The 18,018-nt window shown below is 63.0% G+C and carries 15 protein-coding genes; 11 read left to right on the forward strand and 4 right to left on the reverse strand.

All coding sequences use genetic code 11. The features are described from left to right. Positions 1-9 precede the first annotated feature (9 nt). From GTP55_RS09225 to GTP55_RS09260, 8 genes are all read left to right on the forward strand, one after another. Positions 10-813, forward strand: a complete 804-nt coding sequence (locus GTP55_RS09225) for a cytochrome C assembly family protein (protein ID WP_161044653.1) — start codon at positions 10-12, stop codon at positions 811-813. Beyond that, a complete protein-coding gene (locus GTP55_RS09230) occupies positions 810-1,106 on the forward strand; it encodes a PP0621 family protein (protein WP_161044654.1) in 297 nt (98 codons plus the stop codon). The genes GTP55_RS09225 and GTP55_RS09230 overlap by 4 nt, the downstream gene beginning before the upstream one ends. Before the next feature lie 22 nt (positions 1,107-1,128). After that, positions 1,129-2,826, forward strand: coding sequence for a sensor histidine kinase (locus GTP55_RS09235; protein WP_161044655.1), 1,698 nt, complete (start codon positions 1,129-1,131; stop codon positions 2,824-2,826). Further along, on the forward strand, positions 2,826-4,247 hold the full coding sequence (locus GTP55_RS09240) for a sigma-54-dependent transcriptional regulator (RefSeq protein WP_161044656.1): 1,422 nt from the start codon (positions 2,826-2,828) through the stop codon (positions 4,245-4,247). Before GTP55_RS09235 ends, GTP55_RS09240 begins: the two co-directional genes overlap by 1 nt. Further along, on the forward strand, positions 4,244-4,840 hold the full coding sequence (gene ampD, locus GTP55_RS09245) for a 1,6-anhydro-N-acetylmuramyl-L-alanine amidase AmpD (RefSeq protein ID WP_161044657.1): 597 nt from the start codon (positions 4,244-4,246) through the stop codon (positions 4,838-4,840). Before GTP55_RS09240 ends, ampD begins: the two co-directional genes overlap by 4 nt. Before the next feature lie 222 nt (positions 4,841-5,062). After that, positions 5,063-7,999 carry a ribonucleoside-diphosphate reductase subunit alpha gene (locus GTP55_RS09250; RefSeq protein WP_161044658.1) on the forward strand — a complete coding sequence of 979 codons (2,937 nt, stop codon included), beginning with the start codon at positions 5,063-5,065 and terminating at the stop codon, positions 7,997-7,999. A 112-nt stretch (positions 8,000-8,111) separates the two neighbouring features. Continuing rightward, positions 8,112-9,221, forward strand: a complete 1,110-nt coding sequence (locus tag GTP55_RS09255; protein ID WP_161044659.1) for a ribonucleotide-diphosphate reductase subunit beta — start codon at positions 8,112-8,114, stop codon at positions 9,219-9,221. A 120-nt stretch (positions 9,222-9,341) separates the two neighbouring features. Further along, positions 9,342-9,812, forward strand: coding sequence for a DUF1016 N-terminal domain-containing protein (locus tag GTP55_RS09260; protein WP_161044660.1), 471 nt, complete (start codon positions 9,342-9,344; stop codon positions 9,810-9,812). On the opposite strand, the gene GTP55_RS09265 is transcribed toward GTP55_RS09260, so the two are convergent. Next, on the reverse strand, positions 9,801-11,285 hold the full coding sequence (locus GTP55_RS09265) for an FAD-dependent oxidoreductase (RefSeq protein WP_161044661.1): 1,485 nt from the start codon (positions 11,283-11,285) through the stop codon (positions 9,801-9,803). The two genes, GTP55_RS09260 and GTP55_RS09265, sit on opposite strands and share 12 nt — an antisense overlap. Positions 11,286-11,366: 81 nt before the next feature. Between GTP55_RS09265 and GTP55_RS09270 the strand changes: the two genes are divergently transcribed. The 3 genes from GTP55_RS09270 (at position 11,367) to GTP55_RS09280 (ending at position 14,459) form a co-directional block, all read left to right on the forward strand. Further along, on the forward strand, positions 11,367-11,837 hold the full coding sequence (locus GTP55_RS09270) for a MarR family winged helix-turn-helix transcriptional regulator (protein ID WP_229257843.1): 471 nt from the start codon (positions 11,367-11,369) through the stop codon (positions 11,835-11,837). Between the two features lie 985 nt (positions 11,838-12,822). Then, a complete protein-coding gene (locus GTP55_RS09275) occupies positions 12,823-13,845 on the forward strand; it encodes a transcriptional regulator (protein ID WP_161044662.1) in 1,023 nt (340 codons plus the stop codon). Positions 13,846-13,925: 80 nt separating this feature from the next. Then, positions 13,926-14,459, forward strand: coding sequence for a YggT family protein (locus tag GTP55_RS09280; protein WP_371868311.1), 534 nt, complete (start codon positions 13,926-13,928; stop codon positions 14,457-14,459). A 114-nt stretch (positions 14,460-14,573) separates the two neighbouring features. On the opposite strand, the gene GTP55_RS09285 is transcribed toward GTP55_RS09280, so the two are convergent. The 3 genes from GTP55_RS09285 to prmA are packed head-to-tail and all read right to left on the reverse strand — an operon-like array spanning position 14,574 to position 18,016. Next, positions 14,574-15,512: a carbohydrate kinase family protein gene (locus GTP55_RS09285; RefSeq protein WP_161044663.1), complete on the reverse strand. Its 939-nt coding sequence runs from the start codon at positions 15,510-15,512 to the stop codon at positions 14,574-14,576. 9 nt (positions 15,513-15,521) lie between these two features. Beyond that, positions 15,522-17,063: a DUF3426 domain-containing protein gene (locus GTP55_RS09290; RefSeq protein WP_161044664.1), complete on the reverse strand. Its 1,542-nt coding sequence runs from the start codon at positions 17,061-17,063 to the stop codon at positions 15,522-15,524. 11 nt (positions 17,064-17,074) lie between these two features. Then, complete coding sequence (prmA, locus tag GTP55_RS09295) at positions 17,075-18,016, reverse strand: 50S ribosomal protein L11 methyltransferase (protein WP_110845182.1); 942 nt, start codon at positions 18,014-18,016, stop codon at positions 17,075-17,077. Positions 18,017-18,018 lie beyond the last annotated feature (2 nt).

An 18,018-nucleotide genomic window follows, 5' to 3' on the forward strand; every position in this document is an offset into this window, starting at 1 on the left:
ACTGCGGGGATGCAGATCTATTCCTTTATCGCAGCCATTGCGCTGTACATCCTGTGCGCCGCGCTGCCATCGCGCCGTGGCGGTCTGATTTCAGCCGTTACCCTGGCCGCCTGGCTGCTGCACGGGGTCGGCCTGTGGGCCGACATTGCCGGCGGCGGCGAGCTGCGCTTCGGCTTTGCCGCCATGCTGTCGTCGGCGCTGTGGGTGTCGGTGGCCGCGTATTGGGTGGAAAACCGCAATTTCAGCCTGGACGGCATGCGCCGGCTGGTGATGCCGTTCGCCGCCGGCGCCGCCGCGCTGCAGCTGGTCTTCCCCGGCAACCTGGTGCCGCTGGAGGGCAAGTCGCCGCTGTTCGGCTGGCATATCGCCATCGCCACCATGGCTTACAGCACCTTGACCATCGCCGCCTTCCACGCCGTGCTGATGGCCTTGCAGGAGTCGCGCCTGCATGCGCGCAGCGACAAGAAATCCTTCCTGTCCGGCGCGCTGGACCAGCTGCCGGCGCTGCTGACCATGGAAAAGCTGTTGTTCCGCATGATCGGCTTCGGCTTTACTTTGCTGAGCCTGACCGTATTGTCTGGTATCGTGTTCTCGGAGCAGTTGTTCGGCCAGGCGCTGAAGTGGGATCACAAGTCGGTGTTTACGCTGCTGTCATGGGTGCTGTTCGCCGCGCTGCTGGCCGGCCGCCGGTTCCGCGGCTGGCGCGGCAAGACCGCGCTGAGCTTCACGCTGGCCGGGTTTGCGACGTTGTTGCTGGCGTATGTCGGCAGCCGTTTTGTGTTTGAAGTGGTTTTGCATAAAGGTTGGGCATGAGCCGTATTATTTTTTGGCTGGGACTGGTTTTTCTGGTGATTTTCGCGGTCCGCTCGAAGATCCGCGCGGCGCAGAAGCGCCATCAACAACAGTTCCGCCAGCCGCCGCAGCAGCAGGCGCAGCCGCAACCGGCGCCCACCTACAAGGCGCGCGCCGCCACCCAGGCCGCCAATGACGCCGAGGTGATGCTGCAATGCGCGCATTGCGGCGTGTTCTATCCTGCCTCGGAAACGGTGCAGGCCAACGGCCGCGACTATTGCAGCGCGGCCCATGCCGCACTGCCGTCCGCTTAGCGCGGCCTGTCCCCAGCACCCCATGTTCGCGCGCCTGCAAGCCCTGACGGCCGACTCGCGCGCCACCTTCTGGCGTTCGCTGCAGACGCTCAGCGCCACCCGCGTGGTGATCGCGCTGGTGCTGCTGGTCTACCTGAGTTTCGACAGCCGCGGCCTGCACGCGGCCAGCCAGTACTTCTACCTGCAAATCTGCCTGGCCTACCTTGGACTGGCGCTCGGCTTCGCGCTGGCGGCGGTGTATGTGCAGCGCCGCTTCGTGGTGCAGCTGCTGGCGCAGATCGCCTGCGACCTGGCCATCATCTCGGTGCTGTACCTGGCCGGCGGCGGCATGCGCAGCGGGCTGGCGATCCTGTACCTGTTCCCGCTGGCCGGGCTGGCCATCCTGGCGCCGCTGGTGATCGCGCTGTTCTGCGCCTCGCTGGTGACCCTGTTCCTGCTGGGCGACAGCACCTGGCAAATCTTCCTGACCGATAACGACCGTGATGTGATGCAGGCCGGCCTGTACGGCGCCGCCTTCCTGTCGGCGGTGCTGGTGGTCAACCGCATGGCGGCCAAGCTGATCGGCCAGGAAGAACTGGCCAGCCGGCGCGGCGTTGAAATCAATGTGCAGCAGGCCGTCAACCGGCTGGTGATGGCGAACATCGGCGACGGCATCCTGGTGGTGGATGCGAATGGGCAGGTATTTGCCGGCAATCCGGCCGCGCAGCAGATGCTGGGGCTGGTCGGGCCGGAATTGACATTCAAGCTGTCGGCGGCCGCCTCGCTGTCGCCGCTGACGCAAGCGTACGAAGAGTGGCGCGCCGACGCCACCCGCTCGACCGCCTTCGTCACCATCAAGCCGTTCAATGACGCCGCGCTGGAGGGCCTGACCGCCGCCTGGAGCGCGCGCCGCGACCTGGCCGCGCATCTGAAGGTGCGCTTCGCCGCCGCCGACACCGACGGCCTGGGGGCCGAACGCAGCGTGATCTTCCTGCAGGACGTGACCGCCATCGAGAACCAGGCGCAGCAGCTCAAGCTGGCGTCGATGGGGCGCCTGACCGCCAGCATCGCGCACGAGGTGCGCAATCCGTTGTCGGCGATCGGCCACGCCACCGCGCTGCTGGGCGAGGACCTGAGCGACCCGGTGCATCAGCGCCTGCTGAAGATCGTCGGCGACAACGTGGCGCGCGTCAACCGCATGGTGGAGGACATCCTGCAACTGTCGCGCAAGGTGCAGCCGCACAGCGAGCCGCTGGCGCTGGATGGCTTTCTGGCCGAGCTGCGCAGCGAATTCATCGAGACCCACGGCCTGGCGCCGGACATCCTCGGTCTGACGGCGGCACCGGGCACGCAGGTGCGCTTCGATGCGCTGCACCTGCGCGAAGTGGTGCTCAACCTGCTCAACAACGCGGTGCGCTACGCCAGCGGCGGCCCGGACTCGATCCGGCTCAACGTGGTGCGCGACAGCGCGCAGCGGCTGGAACTGCACGTGCAGGACGACGGCCCCGGCATTTCGCCGGAAGTGCGGGCGCACTTGTTCGAGCCGTTTTACACCACCTCCAGCAAGGGCACCGGGCTGGGGCTGTATCTGGCGCGGGAATTGTGCTTGAATAACGAGGCGCGGCTGGACTATGAGTATCGTTTCGACAACCACACCGGCGCCGAGGGCAGCCCGTCGTTGAGCGGGCGCTTTGTCATCACCTTCGCCTGGCCGGGGCGCAAGCAAGGAAAGGCTGTCTGATGAGTGCTCATACGCCACGCTCGCCGCGTGTTCTGGTGGTCGACGACGAGGCCGACCTGCGCGAACTGCTGGAATTGACCTTGCTGAAAATGGGACTGGACGTCGACAGCGCCGCCACCCTGGGCGAAGCCCGCGCGCTGCTGGCGGGCACCGAGTACCAGCTGGTGCTGACCGATATGCGCTTGCCGGACGGCCTCGGACTGGAGCTGGTGCGCGAGATCGCGGCCGCCTGCAAGAACACGCCGGTGGCGGTGGTCACCGCCTTTGGCAGCGCCGACAACGCGGTGGTGGCGCTGAAGGCCGGCGCCTTCGATTACATCTCCAAGCCGGTGGCGCTGGACCAGTTGCGGCTGATGGTGCAGTCGGCGCTGCGGCTGAACGCCGCGCCGGCCGCGGGGCAGGCGCCGGCCGCGTCGCCGACGGCCAGCCGGTTGCGCGGCGAGTCGGCGGTGATCCAGGCGCTGCGCGCGCAGATCGCCCGGCTGGCGCGCTCGATGGCGCCGATCGCCATCAATGGCGAATCGGGCAGCGGCAAGGAGCTGGCGGCGCGCGAAATCCACGCGCAAAGTTCGCGCGCGGCGCAGCCTTTCATCGCCGTCAACTGCGGCGCGATTCCGGAAGCACTGATGGAGGCCGAGTTCTTCGGCTACCGCAAAGGCGCTTTCACCGGCGCGGCCGACGAGCGCGAAGGCTTTTTCCAGGCCGCCAACGGCGGCACCTTGATGCTGGACGAAGTGGCCGATTTGCCGCTGGCGATGCAGGTCAAGCTGCTGCGCGCCATCCAGGAACGGCGCGTGCGCAAGATCGGCGCCACCGCCGAGGAGCCGGTCGATGTGCGTATTATTAGTGCGACGCATAAAAACCTGGCGCAGTGCGTGGAGCAGGGCAGCTTCCGCCAGGATCTGTTTTACCGTCTGAACGTGATCGAGCTGAGCCTGCCGCCGCTGCGCGAACGGCTGGACGACCTGGGCGTGCTGACCGACGCCATCCTGGCCCGGCTGGGCACGTTTGAAAACCGGGTGGTGCTGGGGCAGGGCGTGCTGGACGCGCTGCGCGGCTATTCCTTCCCCGGCAATGTACGCGAGCTGGAAAACATCCTGGAAAGGGCGCTGGCCTTTGCCGACGATGGCGTGATCGAAGTCGGCGACCTGTCGCTCAAAGGCGCGCGCCTGACCGAACCGACGCCGGTGCTGGAACCACAGCCGTCGCTGGCCACGGCCGCAGCGGCAGTGCCGCCGCAACCGGACGCGCTACCGGCCAACCTGCCTGACTACCTGATCCAGGTCGAACGCGACATCATCCTGCGGGCGCTTGCGCAGACCCAGTTCAACCGCACCCAGGCGGCGCAGCTGCTGGGCATCAGCTTCCGCCAGCTGCGCTACCAGATGCAGAAGCTGAATATCCAGGAGCCGGAGGCGTGAGCGGGTTCGACGGCTGGCTGCCGCAGGCCACCCGCTACGACAGCCCCCACTTCGACGCCCGCCCGGGCCTGGTGCCGGCCGACATCACGCTGCTGGTGGTGCACAACATCTCGCTGCCGGGCGGCCAGTTCGGCGGCCCGCACGTGTCCGACCTGCTGACCGGCCGGATGGACTATAATGCTGACCCCTCGTTCGCCGACCTGCGCGGATTGAAGGTCTCCAGCCACTTTTTTATCCGCCGCGATGGCCGCGTCATGCAGTATGTTTCTGCCAACGACCGCGCCTGGCACGCGGGCCGCTCCTGTTTTCGCGGCCGCGAAAAATGCAATGACTTTTCAATCGGCGTGGAGCTGGAAGGCAGCGATGTGGTGGCGTTTGAAGCGGCGCAGTATGCGGCGCTGGCCGACCTGACGGTGGCGCTGAAGCGGCACTATCCGTTGACGGATATACAAGGCCACGAACACATCGCACCGGGTCGAAAAACCGACCCCGGGCCATTATTCGATTGGGAATATTATCAAAATCTGCTTAAGAAAGAAGCAATGTTAGTAGCCGCTAGCGCTGAACTTGGCTTGCTGATAGGGCTTCCTTAAAGTCAAGAGCAAAATTGCTGGAAACATCAAAATTTCTCACTTGCCGTGCTCCGGTGTGACCACTACAATCAGTGGATAGGTTCTGGCCTGTCACTAGATCTAGTGGTTCGCAAGACACTGAATCTTAAACTGGTGGCAACTATGCCTGGTCGGTTTAACACGGTTTTTTTACACTACACACGCGGCGCAGCACTGACTGCACGTTGTTATCGGGGAGCTTAAATGCAATCTACTCAAGACATCACCATCAACCCAGCGGTGGTACCAGCCGCCGCTGCGAGCACCGCCAGCAGCCCAGCCGTCGCTGCCAGCGCGCTCGGTGATTACCGCATCATCCGCCGTAACGGCGCGGTCGTCGCGTTTGAACCGTCGAAAATTGCAGTGGCCGTGACCAAGGCCTTCCTGGCCGTCAACGGTGGCCAGGGCGCCGCCTCGGCCCGTATCCGCGAACTGGTGGAAGAGCTGACCGCCAGCGTGGTCGCCGCCCTGGTGCGCCGCCAGCCATCCGGCGGCACCTTCCATATCGAAGACGTGCAGGACCAGGTGGAACTGGCGCTGATGCGCTCGGGTGAACATGACGTCGCCCGCGCTTACGTGCTGTATCGCGCCAAGCACATGGAAGAGCGCCGCGCCGCCAAGGAAGCCCAGGGCGCCGCCGCCACCGTCAATGCGCCACAAATCAGCGTGCTGGAAAACGGCGAGCGCAAGCCGCTGGAACTGTCGCGCGTTACCGGCCTGATCAATGCTGCCTGCATCGGCCTGGAAAAACACGTGGATGCCGACGCCATCGTCGCTGAAACCCTGAAAAACCTGTACGACGGCGTGCCGGTCGAAGAGCTGCACAAATCCGCCATCCTGGCTGCCCGCGCGCTGATGGAAAAGGACCCGGCTTATTCGCAAGTGACCGCCCGCATCCTGCTGCACACGATTCGTAAAGAAGTCTTCGGCAAGGAAGTGGCGCAAGCCAACGCCGCCGCCGAGTACGTGACCTACTTCCCGCAATATATCGCCAAAGGTATCGCCGCCGAGCTGCTGGACACCAAACTGGGCGAGTTCGACCTGGCGCGCCTGTCGAAAGCCCTGGTGGCCGACCGCGACCTGCAATTCGGCTACATCGGCCTGCAAACCCTGTACGACCGCTACTTCCTGCACATCCGCGACACCCGCATCGAAATGCCGCAGGCGTTCTACATGCGCGTCGCCATGGGCCTGGCCCTGAACGAAAGCGACCGCGAAGCACGCGCCATCGAGTTCTACAACCTGCTGTCGACCTTCGACTTCATGTCGTCGACGCCGACCCTGTTCAACTCGGGCACCCTGCGTTCGCAGCTGTCGTCGTGCTACCTGACCACCGTCTCGGACGACCTGGAAGGCATCTACGACGCGATTAAAGAAAACGCGCTGCTGGCGAAATTCGCCGGCGGTCTGGGCAACGACTGGACGCCAGTCCGTGCACTGGGCGCCCACATCAAGGGCACCAACGGCAAGTCGCAAGGTGTGGTGCCGTTCCTGAAAGTGGTCAATGACACCGCCGTGGCGGTCAACCAGGGCGGCAAGCGCAAGGGCGCGGTCTGCGCCTACCTGGAAACCTGGCACATGGACATCGAAGAGTTCCTGGACCTGCGTAAAAACACCGGCGACGACCGCCGCCGCACCCACGACATGAACACCGCCAACTGGATTCCGGACATGTTCATGAAGCGCGTGATGGAAAAAGGCGAGTGGACCCTGTTCTCGCCATCCGACACCCCGGACCTGCACGACCTGGTCGGCAAGGCTTTCGAGAAAGCCTACCTGGGCTATGAAGCCAAGGCCGCCGCCGGCGAAATCCGCGTGTTCAAGAAAATCCAGGCGCTGGACCTGTGGCGCAAGATGCTGTCGATGCTGTTTGAAACCGGCCACCCATGGATCACCTTCAAAGACCCATGCAACATCCGTTCGCCGCAGTCGCACGTGGGCATGGTGCACAGCTCGAACCTGTGCACCGAGATCACGCTGAACACCGGTCCGGACGAAATCGCGGTCTGCAACCTGGGCTCGGTCAACCTGCCGGCGCACATGAAAGAAGGCAAGCTGGACCACGTCAAGCTGCAGAAGACCATCCGCACCGCCATGCGCATGCTGGATAACGTCATCGATATCAACTACTACGCCGTCGAAAAAGCACGTAACGCCAATATGCGTCACCGTCCGGTCGGCCTGGGCGTGATGGGCTTCCAGGACTGCCTGCACATGATGCGCGTGCCGTTCTCGTCGATGGAATCGGTGCAGTTCGCCGATACCTCGATGGAAGCCGTCTGCTACTACGCCTATCTGGCGTCGACCGAACTGGCGGAAGAACGCGGCCACTACGCGTCGTACAAGGGTTCGCTGTGGGATCGCGGCATCCTGCCGCAGGACTCGATCAAGCTGCTGGCCGAAGAGCGCGGCGGCTATCTGGAGCAAGACCTGTCGTCGGCCATGGACTGGACCCCGGTGCGCGAGCGCATCGCCAAGTTCGGCATGCGTAACTCGAACTGCGTGGCAATCGCGCCGACCGCGACCATTTCGAACATCATCGGCGTGTCGGCTTGCATCGAACCGACCTTCCAGAACCTGTACGTGAAATCGAACCTGTCGGGCGAGTTCACCGAAATCAACGCCTACCTGGTGCGCGACCTGAAGGCGCGTGACCTGTGGGACGAAGTGATGATCGCCGACCTGAAATACTTCGACGGCTCGCTGGCCAAGATCGACCGCATCCCGAACGACCTGCGCGACATCTACGCCACCGCCTTTGAAGTGTCGCCAAGCTGGCTGGTGGAAGCGGCTTCGCGCCGTCAGAAGTGGATCGATCAGGCCCAATCGCTGAACATCTACATGGCTGGCGCTTCGGGCAAGAAACTGGACGAGACCTACAAGCTGGCCTGGCTGCGTGGCCTGAAAACCACCTACTACCTGCGCACCACCTCGGCCACCCATACCGAGAAGTCGACTTCCAAGACCGGCGCGCTGAACGCGGTGGCGGTGGACGGCGGCATGTCGGCCAGCGCCAAAGCGGCCGCCCCGGCGCCAGTCGCTCCGGTTGCAGCCGCAGCCGTGACGGCCGAAGCCGATGGCGAAGCCTGCTACCTGCGTCCAGGCGACGACGGTTTCGAGGAATGCGAAGCCTGCCAATAAATCCCACCGTCGTCCCCGCGCAGGCGGGGATCCATGCTAAGTATGGATTCCCGCCTGCGCGGGAATGACGGAGGTACTAATATATACAGATAGAATTTAGAAGGAATTAACTATGTCGCTGTCCTGGGACGAAGAGGCCGCACCGGCCAAAAAAGCCATCAACCAAGCCGCGCTGGAAAGCGAAGGCACGGCTGAGCAAGTCGCGCTGCGCGTCAACGCCGACGACAAGCGCATCATCAACGGCAAAACCGACGTCAACCAGCTGGTGCCGTTCAAGTACAAATGGGCCTGGGACAAATACCTGGCCGGCTGCGCCAACCACTGGATGCCGCAGGAAGTCAACATGCAGCGCGACATCGAGCTGTGGAAGAACCCGAACGGCCTGACCGACGACGAGCGTCGTCTGGTGAAGCGCAACCTGGGCTTCTTCGTCACCGCCGACTCGCTGGCCGCCAACAACATCGTGCTGGGCACCTATCGCCACATCACCGCGCCGGAGTGCCGCCAGTACCTGCTGCGCCAGGCATTCGAGGAAGCGATCCACACCCACGCCTACCAGTACATCGTCGAATCGCTGGGCCTGGACGAGCAGGAGATCTTCAACGCCTACAACGAAGTCAAATCGATCCGTGACAAGGACGAGTTCCTGATCCCGTTCATCGACACGCTGACCGACCCGGCCTTCACCACCGGCACCGTGGAAAACGACCAGAAACTGCTGAAATCGCTGATCGTGTTCGCCTGCCTGATGGAAGGCTTGTTCTTCTACGTCGGCTTCACCCAGATCCTGGCGCTGGGCCGCCAGAACAAGATGATGGGCGCCGCCGAGCAGTACCAGTACATCCTGCGCGACGAATCGATGCACTGCAACTTCGGCATCGACCTGATCAACACCATCAAGATGGAAAACCCGCTGCTGTGGACGCCTGCGTTCAAGGAAGAGATCAAGCAGCTGTTCCTGCAGGCGGTGGATCTGGAGTACGCCTACGCCGAAGACACCATGCCACGCGGCGTGCTGGGCCTGAACGCCACCATGTTCAAAGGCTACCTGCGCTTCATCGCCAACCGCCGCGCTACCCAGATCGGCCTGGAAACGCTGTTCGATCAGGAAGAAAATCCATTCCCATGGATGAGCGAGATGATCGATCTGAAGAAAGAGCGTAACTTCTTCGAAACCCGCGTCATCGAATACCAGACCGGCGGCGCGCTAAACTGGGATTAATCCCCAGTCGCACCTCCTCAAGCCCCGCATTGCGGGGCTTTTTCATTTGGGGTAGATCAATATCGGTTTTGCGGCTGGGCGTAAGAGTGATCTCTGGTGTAGCCACCGGGGAGAACGACTATGGATAACTCTGAAGGGGTACTGGCAAAAGAGCTGGAGTCTTTGCATGCGGAGCTGCGCGCGCTGATTGCCTCCAGCCGGCAGCGCTTGGCCGTAACGGTTAATGCAGAGCTGAGCCAGCTTTATTGGAGCGTAGGGCGGCGGTTGTCTGTAGAGGTGCTTGCAGGAGAGCGGGCCCGGTATGGCGTGCAACTGATGAAGCGATTGGGCGAGCGGCTTGAGCGGGAGTTTGGCCGGGGTTTTGAGGTGCAGAATCTGCGGCGGATGGTGCAGTTTTCACAGGCGTTTTCCAGAGCGGAAATTGTCGCACCACTGATGCGACAATTGAGCTGGAGCCATTTTGTACTGCTGATTCCCATGAAGTCGGAAGCGGCTCGTATGTATTATGCTCAGCAAAGTGCTGCCGACTACTGGGGCGTGATGGAGCTGCGTCGCCAGATTGAGCGGAAGCCGTACGAGCTAACGCACTAGGCGATCGATGTATTCCTTCAGCACGGGACTGTGTTCGTCGTGGGAGAGGGCGGCGAGGTAGCCGTCGGGGCGGAGCAGGGCGATGTCGCCGGGGGTGAAAGCGTAGGCGGTGCGCAGGTGGTTCTCTTGGTCGCGCAGTTCGGCGTGCTGGCCGACGGTCACGATGCGCAGGCTGCGGCGCGGCGCGATCGACGGCGTGACGTTTGCGTCCGGCTCATAGCGCAGCATTATCCAATCTCCCGATTTCAATAGCGAAAACAAACGCAGCGGCTGGCCACCGGCGCCGACGCATGGCGCGTCCGGTGCGCGGTAGCCGGCGCGCAGTGGTGCGTCATCGTTACGTTCGTCGAGCGACAGTGATGAATCTGGATAGCCGAGATCCAGCTGCTGCTGTTCGCGTCCGCGTCGCAGGTCGCCGCGTTGGCGGGCGGCGTCCAGCAGCTGCGTCGACATGCCCAGCATTTCGGCGGCGATCGCTCGACGCTCCGCTTCATAAGTGTCGAGCAGAGCGTCGTCGGCGCCGTGCAGCACCGCCGCCAGTTTCCAGCCGAGGTTCCACGCATCCTGCACGCTGGTGTTCAGTCCCTGGCCGCCGGTTGGCGGATGCACGTGCGCCGCATCGCCGGCGAGGAGCACGCGGCCGACTCGGTAGCGCTCTGCTAGCCGCGCGCTCATCGCGTAGTCGGAGCGCCAATGCACCGCATGCACTTGGATATCCGGACGGCCGGTGCGCTCGGCGATGACGGCGGCGAGACCGGCGTCCGACAGATCGAACGCGCCGTCGAGCGGGATCGGCATCTGCAATTGGAACAACTCGGTGCCCTGCAAAGGACAGAGGCTGATCTGCTTCGAGCCGCTTCCCCAGCGATGCCACACGTCGCGCGTCAGACCGCTGAGCGACAGGTCGGCCACTACCGCGCGCGCATTCAGCGACTCGCCAGGAAAGTCGATGGCCAGCGTTTTGCGCACCAAGCTGCGGCCACCATCGGCGCCGATCAGGTAGCGCGCCCGCACCACGATCTCGCCGGCCGCCGACGTCACGCGCGCGGTGACTGCGCAGTCACTCTGTTCAAAGCCGGTCAGCGCGTGACCGTAGCGCGGCGCATGGCCCAGCTCCGCCAGCCGCGCGCGCAGTATGCCTTCGGTCAGATGCTGGGGCAGCATCAGCGGCTGGCCGTAAGGTTCGGCCGGCGTGGCGGCGTTGGCGGCGATGCTGGCTTCATCGCGGTAGCTGCCGTCGGCGGCGTAGTGGCGCTGGGCTGGATAGTAGCCGCCGGCGGCGATCATGCGGTCGGCGACGTCCAGCGCTTCGAAGATTTCCAGCGTGCGTGGCTGGATGCCTTTGCCGCGCGAACCGGCGAACGGCGTCTCCGCCTGGTCGATCAGCACGAAAGGAATGTGGCGGCGCGCCAGGTCGATCGCCAGTGTCAGGCCGGCCGCGCCGGCGCCGCAAATCAGAACGTCTGTATTCATCAGGTGCTCCTTGATATGTGTATTTTGCACATAATATTCCGCCCCTAAAATCGTGTCAATAATTATGTGTACAATGCACATATGAATAAAGATATCCGCGAAATGCATGACGCGCTGCTCGACATCATCGGCTTCATGAGCCGCCCCGAGCCCGACGTCACCCTGATGTCCGAGATGGCCATGCCGCTCGAACGCGCGCTGCTTCCTCTGCTGGTGCGCATCGACCGCCGCGGTCCGATCGGCGTGGTGGAGCTGGCCGATGTGGTGGGACGCGACTACACCACCGTCAGCCGCCAGGTGGCGCGGCTGGACGAACTGGGTCTGGTGGTGCGCCGTGCCGGCACGCGCGACAAGCGGGTGCGCGAGGCAGAGGTGACGCAAGCGGGGCGCGAGATGGCCGACGCCATCGACCGCATGCGCGAAGAACTGGTCGGCGAGTTGATGGCCGATTGGACCAACGCCGAGCGCCGCGACCTCGCGCGCCTGCTCAAACGGATGGCTTCCGACATGAACCAATGGATGGTCCACCGTAAGTCGGAAGACGCCGGCTAGGCGTCGCCGCATTTCAAACGCCGCCTGTCGCGGCTTGCCTTAACGCCGATTTACATCGCCACGCGCGCGCATTTCGAGGCGCGATCGGCGTTCGATCACCTCCTCTAAAACGCAGGCGCGATGCGGTGCACCGCTGTATTCCGCTTGCTATTCGCCTTACTCTGTCTCATAATCGCGACGAATTAAAAACAGCGAGTGGTTGCGGCGCGTACGCGATGCGCAAGCGCTCTCGGATTCGGAAGCGGGTGATGCGATTGTTCAGCCAAAAACGGCGGCGTCGAAGAAACCCAGGCAGCATAAGGCTTACTTTGAAGTGCGATTTTTCCGGCGCGACGCGCGCGGCACTTCCCGAACCCGATTGAGCGCGCGTGAAGAGTGCGCGGTGACGCAAACGAGTACGTTGAAGCGGCATGTGAATGTGAGATGGCGAGCGTAAGTCGATAAAAAGCGCGCGAATATCTAACGTGCCGGTTGCGTAACGATGAGGTTTTCGTGTACTTTACGAAATTGAAAATACGTGTTTAAAAGTGCGTTGAAATTTGAGAAGTGCGCACCACGTAGTGAAGACCGAGCAGTGAAGACCGAACACGGGATATAGATTCACACCATATGCACAAGACCACGTCGTCGTTTTTGTTCAACCGTCTTGCCTGATCTGATTCAGGCCGGGCGGTTTTTTGTTTGAAAACGAAAACCGCGACGTGGCTGCGACGCAGGTTCCTGGAGCTGAGTACACGCCCGGACCACCGCAAAACGTCGCGACAAGATTTGTGTCCGCACGCTGTTCCAGCTATGGAGAGCGGGTGGATCGATGGCTGAAGCGCTGCACTTGTGAGGAGATGCAGCAGTTCAGCTAGTGCCGAATTCATTAGCGCAAACCGCGTTGGTTTGCGCCGATGAATAATTCGCCTGGCCCAATTCCGGGTCGGACGGGTTTAAATCTTGTAATGAATTTTTTCCCATCCCCGATGAAGGAGAACTAAACATGGCTACCGCCGCAAAGAAACCAGCAGCTAAGAAAGCTGCCGCACCAGCAAAAAAAACCACCGCCGCTAAAGCAGCTGCGCCTGCAAAAAAACCAGTTGCTGCCAAAGCCGCTGCCAAGCCAGCCGCCAAAGCTGCTGCCAAGCCAGCAGTGAAAAAAGCTGCCGCTAAACCAGCAGTGAAAAAAGCCGCCGCTAAACCAGCAGCTAAAGTCGCCGCTAAACCGGCAGCGAAAAAAGCCGCCGCCAAGCCGGTCGCTAAAAAAGCTGTCGCTAAAGTAGCAGCAAAACCAGCAGCTAAAGCAGCAGCCAAGCCAGCAGCGAAAAAAGTCGCCGCTAAGCCAGCAGCCAAGAAAACCGTCGCTAAAGCCGCCGCTAAACCAGCAGCGAAAAAAGTCGCCGCCAAGCCAGCAGCCAAAAAAGTAGCCGCTAAACCAGCAGCGAAAAAGACCGTTGCCAAAGCCGCCGCCAAGCCAGCCGCTAAAAAAGTCGCCGCTAAACCAGCAGCGAAAAAAGTCGCTGCTAAACCAGCTGCTAAAAAAGTAGCTGCCAAAACTGCCGCCAAGCCAGCAGCTAAAAAAGCCGTTGCCAAGCCAGCTGCTAAAGTCGCTGCCAAAAAACCAGCAGTAAAAGCAGCAGCCAAGCCGGCTGCAAAGGTCGCGGCTAAGCCAGCAGCAAAAAAGCCAGTTAAAGCCTCGACTGCGAAGTCGAGCGCCAAGCCAGCTGCTAAAGTCGCTGCCAAGCCAGCCGCTAAACCAGCTGTCAAGAAAGCTGCTAAACCAGCCGCCAAGCCAGCCGCCGCTCCGGCCGCAGCACCAGCAGCCGCTCCAGCAGCAACTGCTCCAGCCGCCAAGCCAGAAGTGAAAAAAGCTGCGCCGAAAAAAGCTGCTCCAAAAAAGGAAGCCGCTAAACCAGCCGCCGCTCCTGCTCCAGCTGCCGCTCCGGCCGCTGCTGCTCCAGCTGCGAAAACCGTTCTGGCGCCGGCCGCTGCATGGCCGTTCCCAACCAGCACGCGTCCGTCCTAAGCTAACGCTTGGACGCCTGCTAAGGCAAATGGCCGCTGTGTGAGACAATCACACAGCGGCTTTTTTATTGGAGGGGTTCCGTGCTGATTAGTATTCTCAAGTTGATTGTCGACGCCATCGCTGTGCTGCTGGGCGGCGCCTTGCTGCTGCGTTTCTGGATGCAGGCGATCCGCGTGCGGCCACCGTCGTCGGTGGCGCAGTTCACCTTCCAATTGTCGGACTGGCTGGTGCGGCCGCTGCGGCGCATCGTGCCGGGCGTGGGCGGCTATGACTGGGCCAGTTTGATTGGCGCGTTTGTGATCGTGCTGGCGGCGACGTCGGTGATGTTTTTGGCTGGCTGGCCAGCACAGTTGGTGCTGCTGGCGGCGGTGCAGCGCTTCCTGGAATGGATACTGTACGGTTTCATGGCGCTGCTGGTGGTCGAGGCGATCTTCAGCTGGGTCAATCCGCATGCGCCGCTGGCGCCGTTCGTGCGCGCGCTGAATGAACCGCTGCTGCGGCCTATCCGTCGCGTGGTGCCGCTGGTGGGGAATCTGGATCTGTCGCTGCTGGTGGCGATCATCCTGCTGCAGATCGCGCAGCTGCTGCTCGGTGTGGCGTTTAGCGGGCATTGATGATTTACGCCGACGTCAAAAGCAAAGGCAGGTCATTGGCCTGCCTTTTTTTACCCAGGTACAGCGGGGTCTGACCCCGTACGGGGTCAGACCCCAGGCTTGACGCGGTGCGGGTTAGAAGCGGTAGCCGAAGGCTGCTTCGAACTTGTCGGCGATTTCCGCCGCCGTGAAGCTGTGATTCTGCGCGCCGCGATGGGCGATCTTGATCGCGCCCAGCAAACTGGCGAGGCGGCCGGTGGTCTCCCAGCTCCAGCCATTGGTGATGCCGAACAGCAGACCGGCGCGATAGGCGTCGCCGCAACCGGTTGGATCCAGCGCTTCCGCCACCGGCACGGCCGGGATGTCGATGCGCTGGCCCTTGGTGTAAATCTCCGAACCCTGCTCGCCACGCGTGATGATCAGCGCTTCCACGCGGCTGGCGATGTCCGCCTGCGTCAGGCCGGTGCGCTCGGTCAGCAGCTCGATTTCGTAATCGTTGGTGGTCACGTAGGTGGCTTTGTCGATGAATTCAATCAGCTCTTCGCCATTGAACATCGGCAGCTGCTGGCCCGGATCGAAGATGAACGGGATCTGCAGGTCGGCCAGGTCGACGGCGTGCTTCTTCATGCCCAGGTGACCGTCCGGCGAGATGATGGCGATGCGCGCCGGGCCGGCCTTGGCGATGTCATTCTCGTGCGCGTACGACATGGCGCCCGGGTGGAAGGCGTTGATCTGGTTGTTATCCTGGTCGGCGGTGACGAAGCACTGGGCGTTGTAGGCGTCTTCCTTGATCAGGATGTTGTCGGTGGACAGACCCAGTTTGCGGAAGCGCGCCATGTAGGCGGCGTTGTCCTGACCCATGACGCCGACGATGCGCGGCGATCCGCCCAGCAGTTGCAGGTTGTAGGCGATGTTGGGCGCGCAGCCGCCGAATTCCGTGCGCATGGTCGGCGCCAGGAACGACACGTTCACCTTGTGCAGCTGGTCCGCCAGCAGGATGCTGTCGAAGCGGTTCGGGAAGCTCAGGATGGTGTCGATGGCGATCGAGCCGCAAATCAAAGAGGTCTGGGTCATGATAGGTCTTTAAGGGTAGAAGACGGCGATGTGATAGCCGGATGCTTTCAGATCGTGGAGTTCAAAGTAGAGTTTAACGGCTTGTTCGGTATGCGGGGCGAATCCTTTGTCGACGGCCACGTCGGCGCTCAGATAGTCGCGCGGCGTAAACACGCGGCGCAGGATGCGTTTGTCGTTGGCGTCGTCCAGCGTCAGTTCGATCGACGGCCAGGCTTGCGCGGTGGCGCTCTGGTTGCGCAGCAGGGTGGCGAAGGAGAACGCGGTCTCGCTCAGCGTTTGCAGTTCGCCCTGTTCGATGGTGAGGTCGTCGATTTGCGTCGGCAGTTCGATCTTGCAGCCGAGCGCCGTGCAGGCGGCCGTCAGCGCCGGTTTCAGCGGCGGCATGGCGGCGGCCAGCGTGTTGCGGAAGGTGGTGATGGCCTGGCCGAACAGGGCGCCCACCAGCAGCACCGAGCCGAGGCTCATGGCGATGGTGGCGGCTTTGCCGTACTTCCGGCGCTGGCGGTCGCGTTTGACGAAGCCTGGTTCGTCCGGTTCGGCGTGGTCTTCGTGGGCCGGCGATTCGTCGGCGCTGGCGGCGCGCAGGTAGGCGTGTGCGCTGGTGCTTTGCGCTTGCGACATGCCGGCGCTGGACAGCTGAACCAGGGCCTCTTCGTCGACTTCTTCCAGTTCGTCGTCGCGCAGGGAGCGGACGGCGGGTGGCGTCGGCGGCGGCGCAGTTGGCGCATCGTCGTTGTCGTCGGCGGCGCGGCTGTCTTCGGCTTCGGCGGCGAAGACGGCATCGGCGGCGGCTGCGAAGGCGGCGCTGACGCCGGGACCGGCGCCGGCTTGCAGCTCCTCCAGCGGCGGTTCGTCCCAGGTCGGTTCGCGGCGGCCGCCGGGCAGGTTGTCGTGGTCGGCGGAGATGGGCAGGCCGTCGGCGTCGTGCTGGACGTCGCCCAGCGATTGCTCCATCACGGCCAGTTCGGCTTCCAGCGCGGCTTCCAGTTCGGCGTCGCTCAGGGTGTCGGCGCTGATGACGTCATCCAGCAGCGGTTGCGGCGCGAGTTCGGGATCAATGCTCGCTTCCAGGTCCGGCTCGGATTCCATGTCCAGATCGAGGTCGAACAGGGCGTCGCGGTCGGCCGAAAGCATGGCTGGCTCGGCTGGCAGCGGGAAGGGCGTTGGCGTGTCTTCATCCAGCGCGGGCTCAGGTTCGGGCTCCGGCTCCGGCTTGGCTTCAGGCTCTGGCTCTGGCTCAGCTTCGGCCAGTGCTGGCATATCGTCTGGTTCTGCCGGCTCGACCGTATCGAGTTCCAGCAGCGGTTCAGCTTCCTCGGCGGCCAGCACTTCGGCGGCGCGCGTGTCGAGCGCGGCCATTTTCTGGTCGAAGGGAGTCGCTGCCGGGAGAGGGGAAACCGGGAGTGGCGTCGGCGGCTCCAGCAGGGCCGCGTTGCCGTCAAAGACTTCATTACAGGCGCCACAGCGCACTATGCCCCCACGTAATTTCAGCTGGTCATGAGCGACCCGAAATACCGTGTTGCAGTGGGGGCATTTAGTGGCGAGCGCCATTGATGCTGCGCTTATTGTTCCGAGCGTGCAGGCGGAACGGTATCGCTACCCAGGCGGCCATGCAGCGCCACCCAGCCTTCTTGCTCGGCCCACACGCCCAGCTTGATGAACGGCGCATATGCCGCCGCCACTTCTTCCGCCTGGCGCGCCAGCACGCCCGACAGGATCAGCGAACCGCCGTCGGCCACGCGGCCGGACAGCATCGGCGCCATCAGCTTCAGCGGGCTGGACAGGATGTTGGCGACCACGATATCGAAACGCTGGGTCGCGTGCTGCGACTCGGCGAAGCTGTCCGGCAGGAAGAATTCGATCTCGCAATGGTTACGGACGGCATTGTCGGCCGCCGACTCGATCGCTTGCGGATCGATGTCCACACCCACCACTTCGCCGGCGCCAACCTTCTTGGCCACCATGGCCAAAATGCCGGAACCGCAGCCGTAATCCAGCACGGTTTTGCCCGGCGCCGGATTGGCTTCCAGCCACTCCATGCACAGACGGGTGGTCGGATGGCTGCCGGTGCCGAACGCCAGGCCTGGATCGAGTTCCAGGATCAGCGCGTCCGGATTCGGCGCTTCGTGCCACGACGGCACCACCCAGATGTTCTTGCCGATCGGGATAGGCGCAAACTGCGACTGGGTCAGACGCACCCAGTCCTGCTCCTCCACCTTGCGGGTGGTGAACTTCGGCAGGGTGGTCAGGCCGATCTGGCCGGCAGCGGCCGCAACGATCACGGCCTGGTCGTCATCTTCGTCGGTCAGGGCGACCACGCGGCTGTGATCCCACGCCGCTTCGGTCGGCTCCATGCCCGGCTCGCCGAACAGCGGTTTTTCCGCGTCGGTGCCTTCGTCCGCGTCTTCCACGGAAACCGACAGGGCGCCCACGTCCATCAGCGCCTCGGACAGGGCTTCAGCGTGGTCACGCGCGATTTCGATGACGATTTCAGTCCAGCTCATGT

The sequence above is a fragment of the Duganella margarita genome (assembly GCF_009857535.1).
Lineage (GTDB): Bacteria > Pseudomonadota > Gammaproteobacteria > Burkholderiales > Burkholderiaceae_D > Rugamonas > Rugamonas margarita.

Bases quoted from the DNA above. Each gene is read 5' to 3' on its own strand.
- GTP55_RS09225 (WP_161044653.1), top strand. From the start codon at position 10: ATGCAGATCTATTCCTTTATCGCAGCCATTGCGCTGTACATCCTGTGC.
- GTP55_RS09230 (WP_161044654.1), top strand. From the start codon at position 810: ATGAGCCGTATTATTTTTTGGCTGGGACTGGTTTTTCTGGTGATTTTC.
- GTP55_RS09235 (WP_161044655.1), top strand. From the start codon at position 1,129: ATGTTCGCGCGCCTGCAAGCCCTGACGGCCGACTCGCGCGCCACCTTC.
- GTP55_RS09240 (WP_161044656.1), top strand. From the start codon at position 2,826: ATGAGTGCTCATACGCCACGCTCGCCGCGTGTTCTGGTGGTCGACGAC.
- GTP55_RS09250 (WP_161044658.1), top strand. From the start codon at position 5,063: ATGCAATCTACTCAAGACATCACCATCAACCCAGCGGTGGTACCAGCC.
- GTP55_RS09255 (WP_161044659.1), top strand. From the start codon at position 8,112: ATGTCGCTGTCCTGGGACGAAGAGGCCGCACCGGCCAAAAAAGCCATC.
- GTP55_RS09260 (WP_161044660.1), top strand. From the start codon at position 9,342: ATGGATAACTCTGAAGGGGTACTGGCAAAAGAGCTGGAGTCTTTGCAT.
- GTP55_RS09265 (WP_161044661.1), bottom strand. From the start codon at position 11,285: ATGAATACAGACGTTCTGATTTGCGGCGCCGGCGCGGCCGGCCTGACA.
- GTP55_RS09270 (WP_229257843.1), top strand. From the start codon at position 11,367: ATGAATAAAGATATCCGCGAAATGCATGACGCGCTGCTCGACATCATC.
- GTP55_RS09275 (WP_161044662.1), top strand. From the start codon at position 12,823: ATGGCTACCGCCGCAAAGAAACCAGCAGCTAAGAAAGCTGCCGCACCA.
- GTP55_RS09285 (WP_161044663.1), bottom strand. From the start codon at position 15,512: ATGACCCAGACCTCTTTGATTTGCGGCTCGATCGCCATCGACACCATC.
- GTP55_RS09290 (WP_161044664.1), bottom strand. From the start codon at position 17,063: ATGGCGCTCGCCACTAAATGCCCCCACTGCAACACGGTATTTCGGGTC.
- prmA (WP_110845182.1), bottom strand. From the start codon at position 18,016: ATGAGCTGGACTGAAATCGTCATCGAAATCGCGCGTGACCACGCTGAA.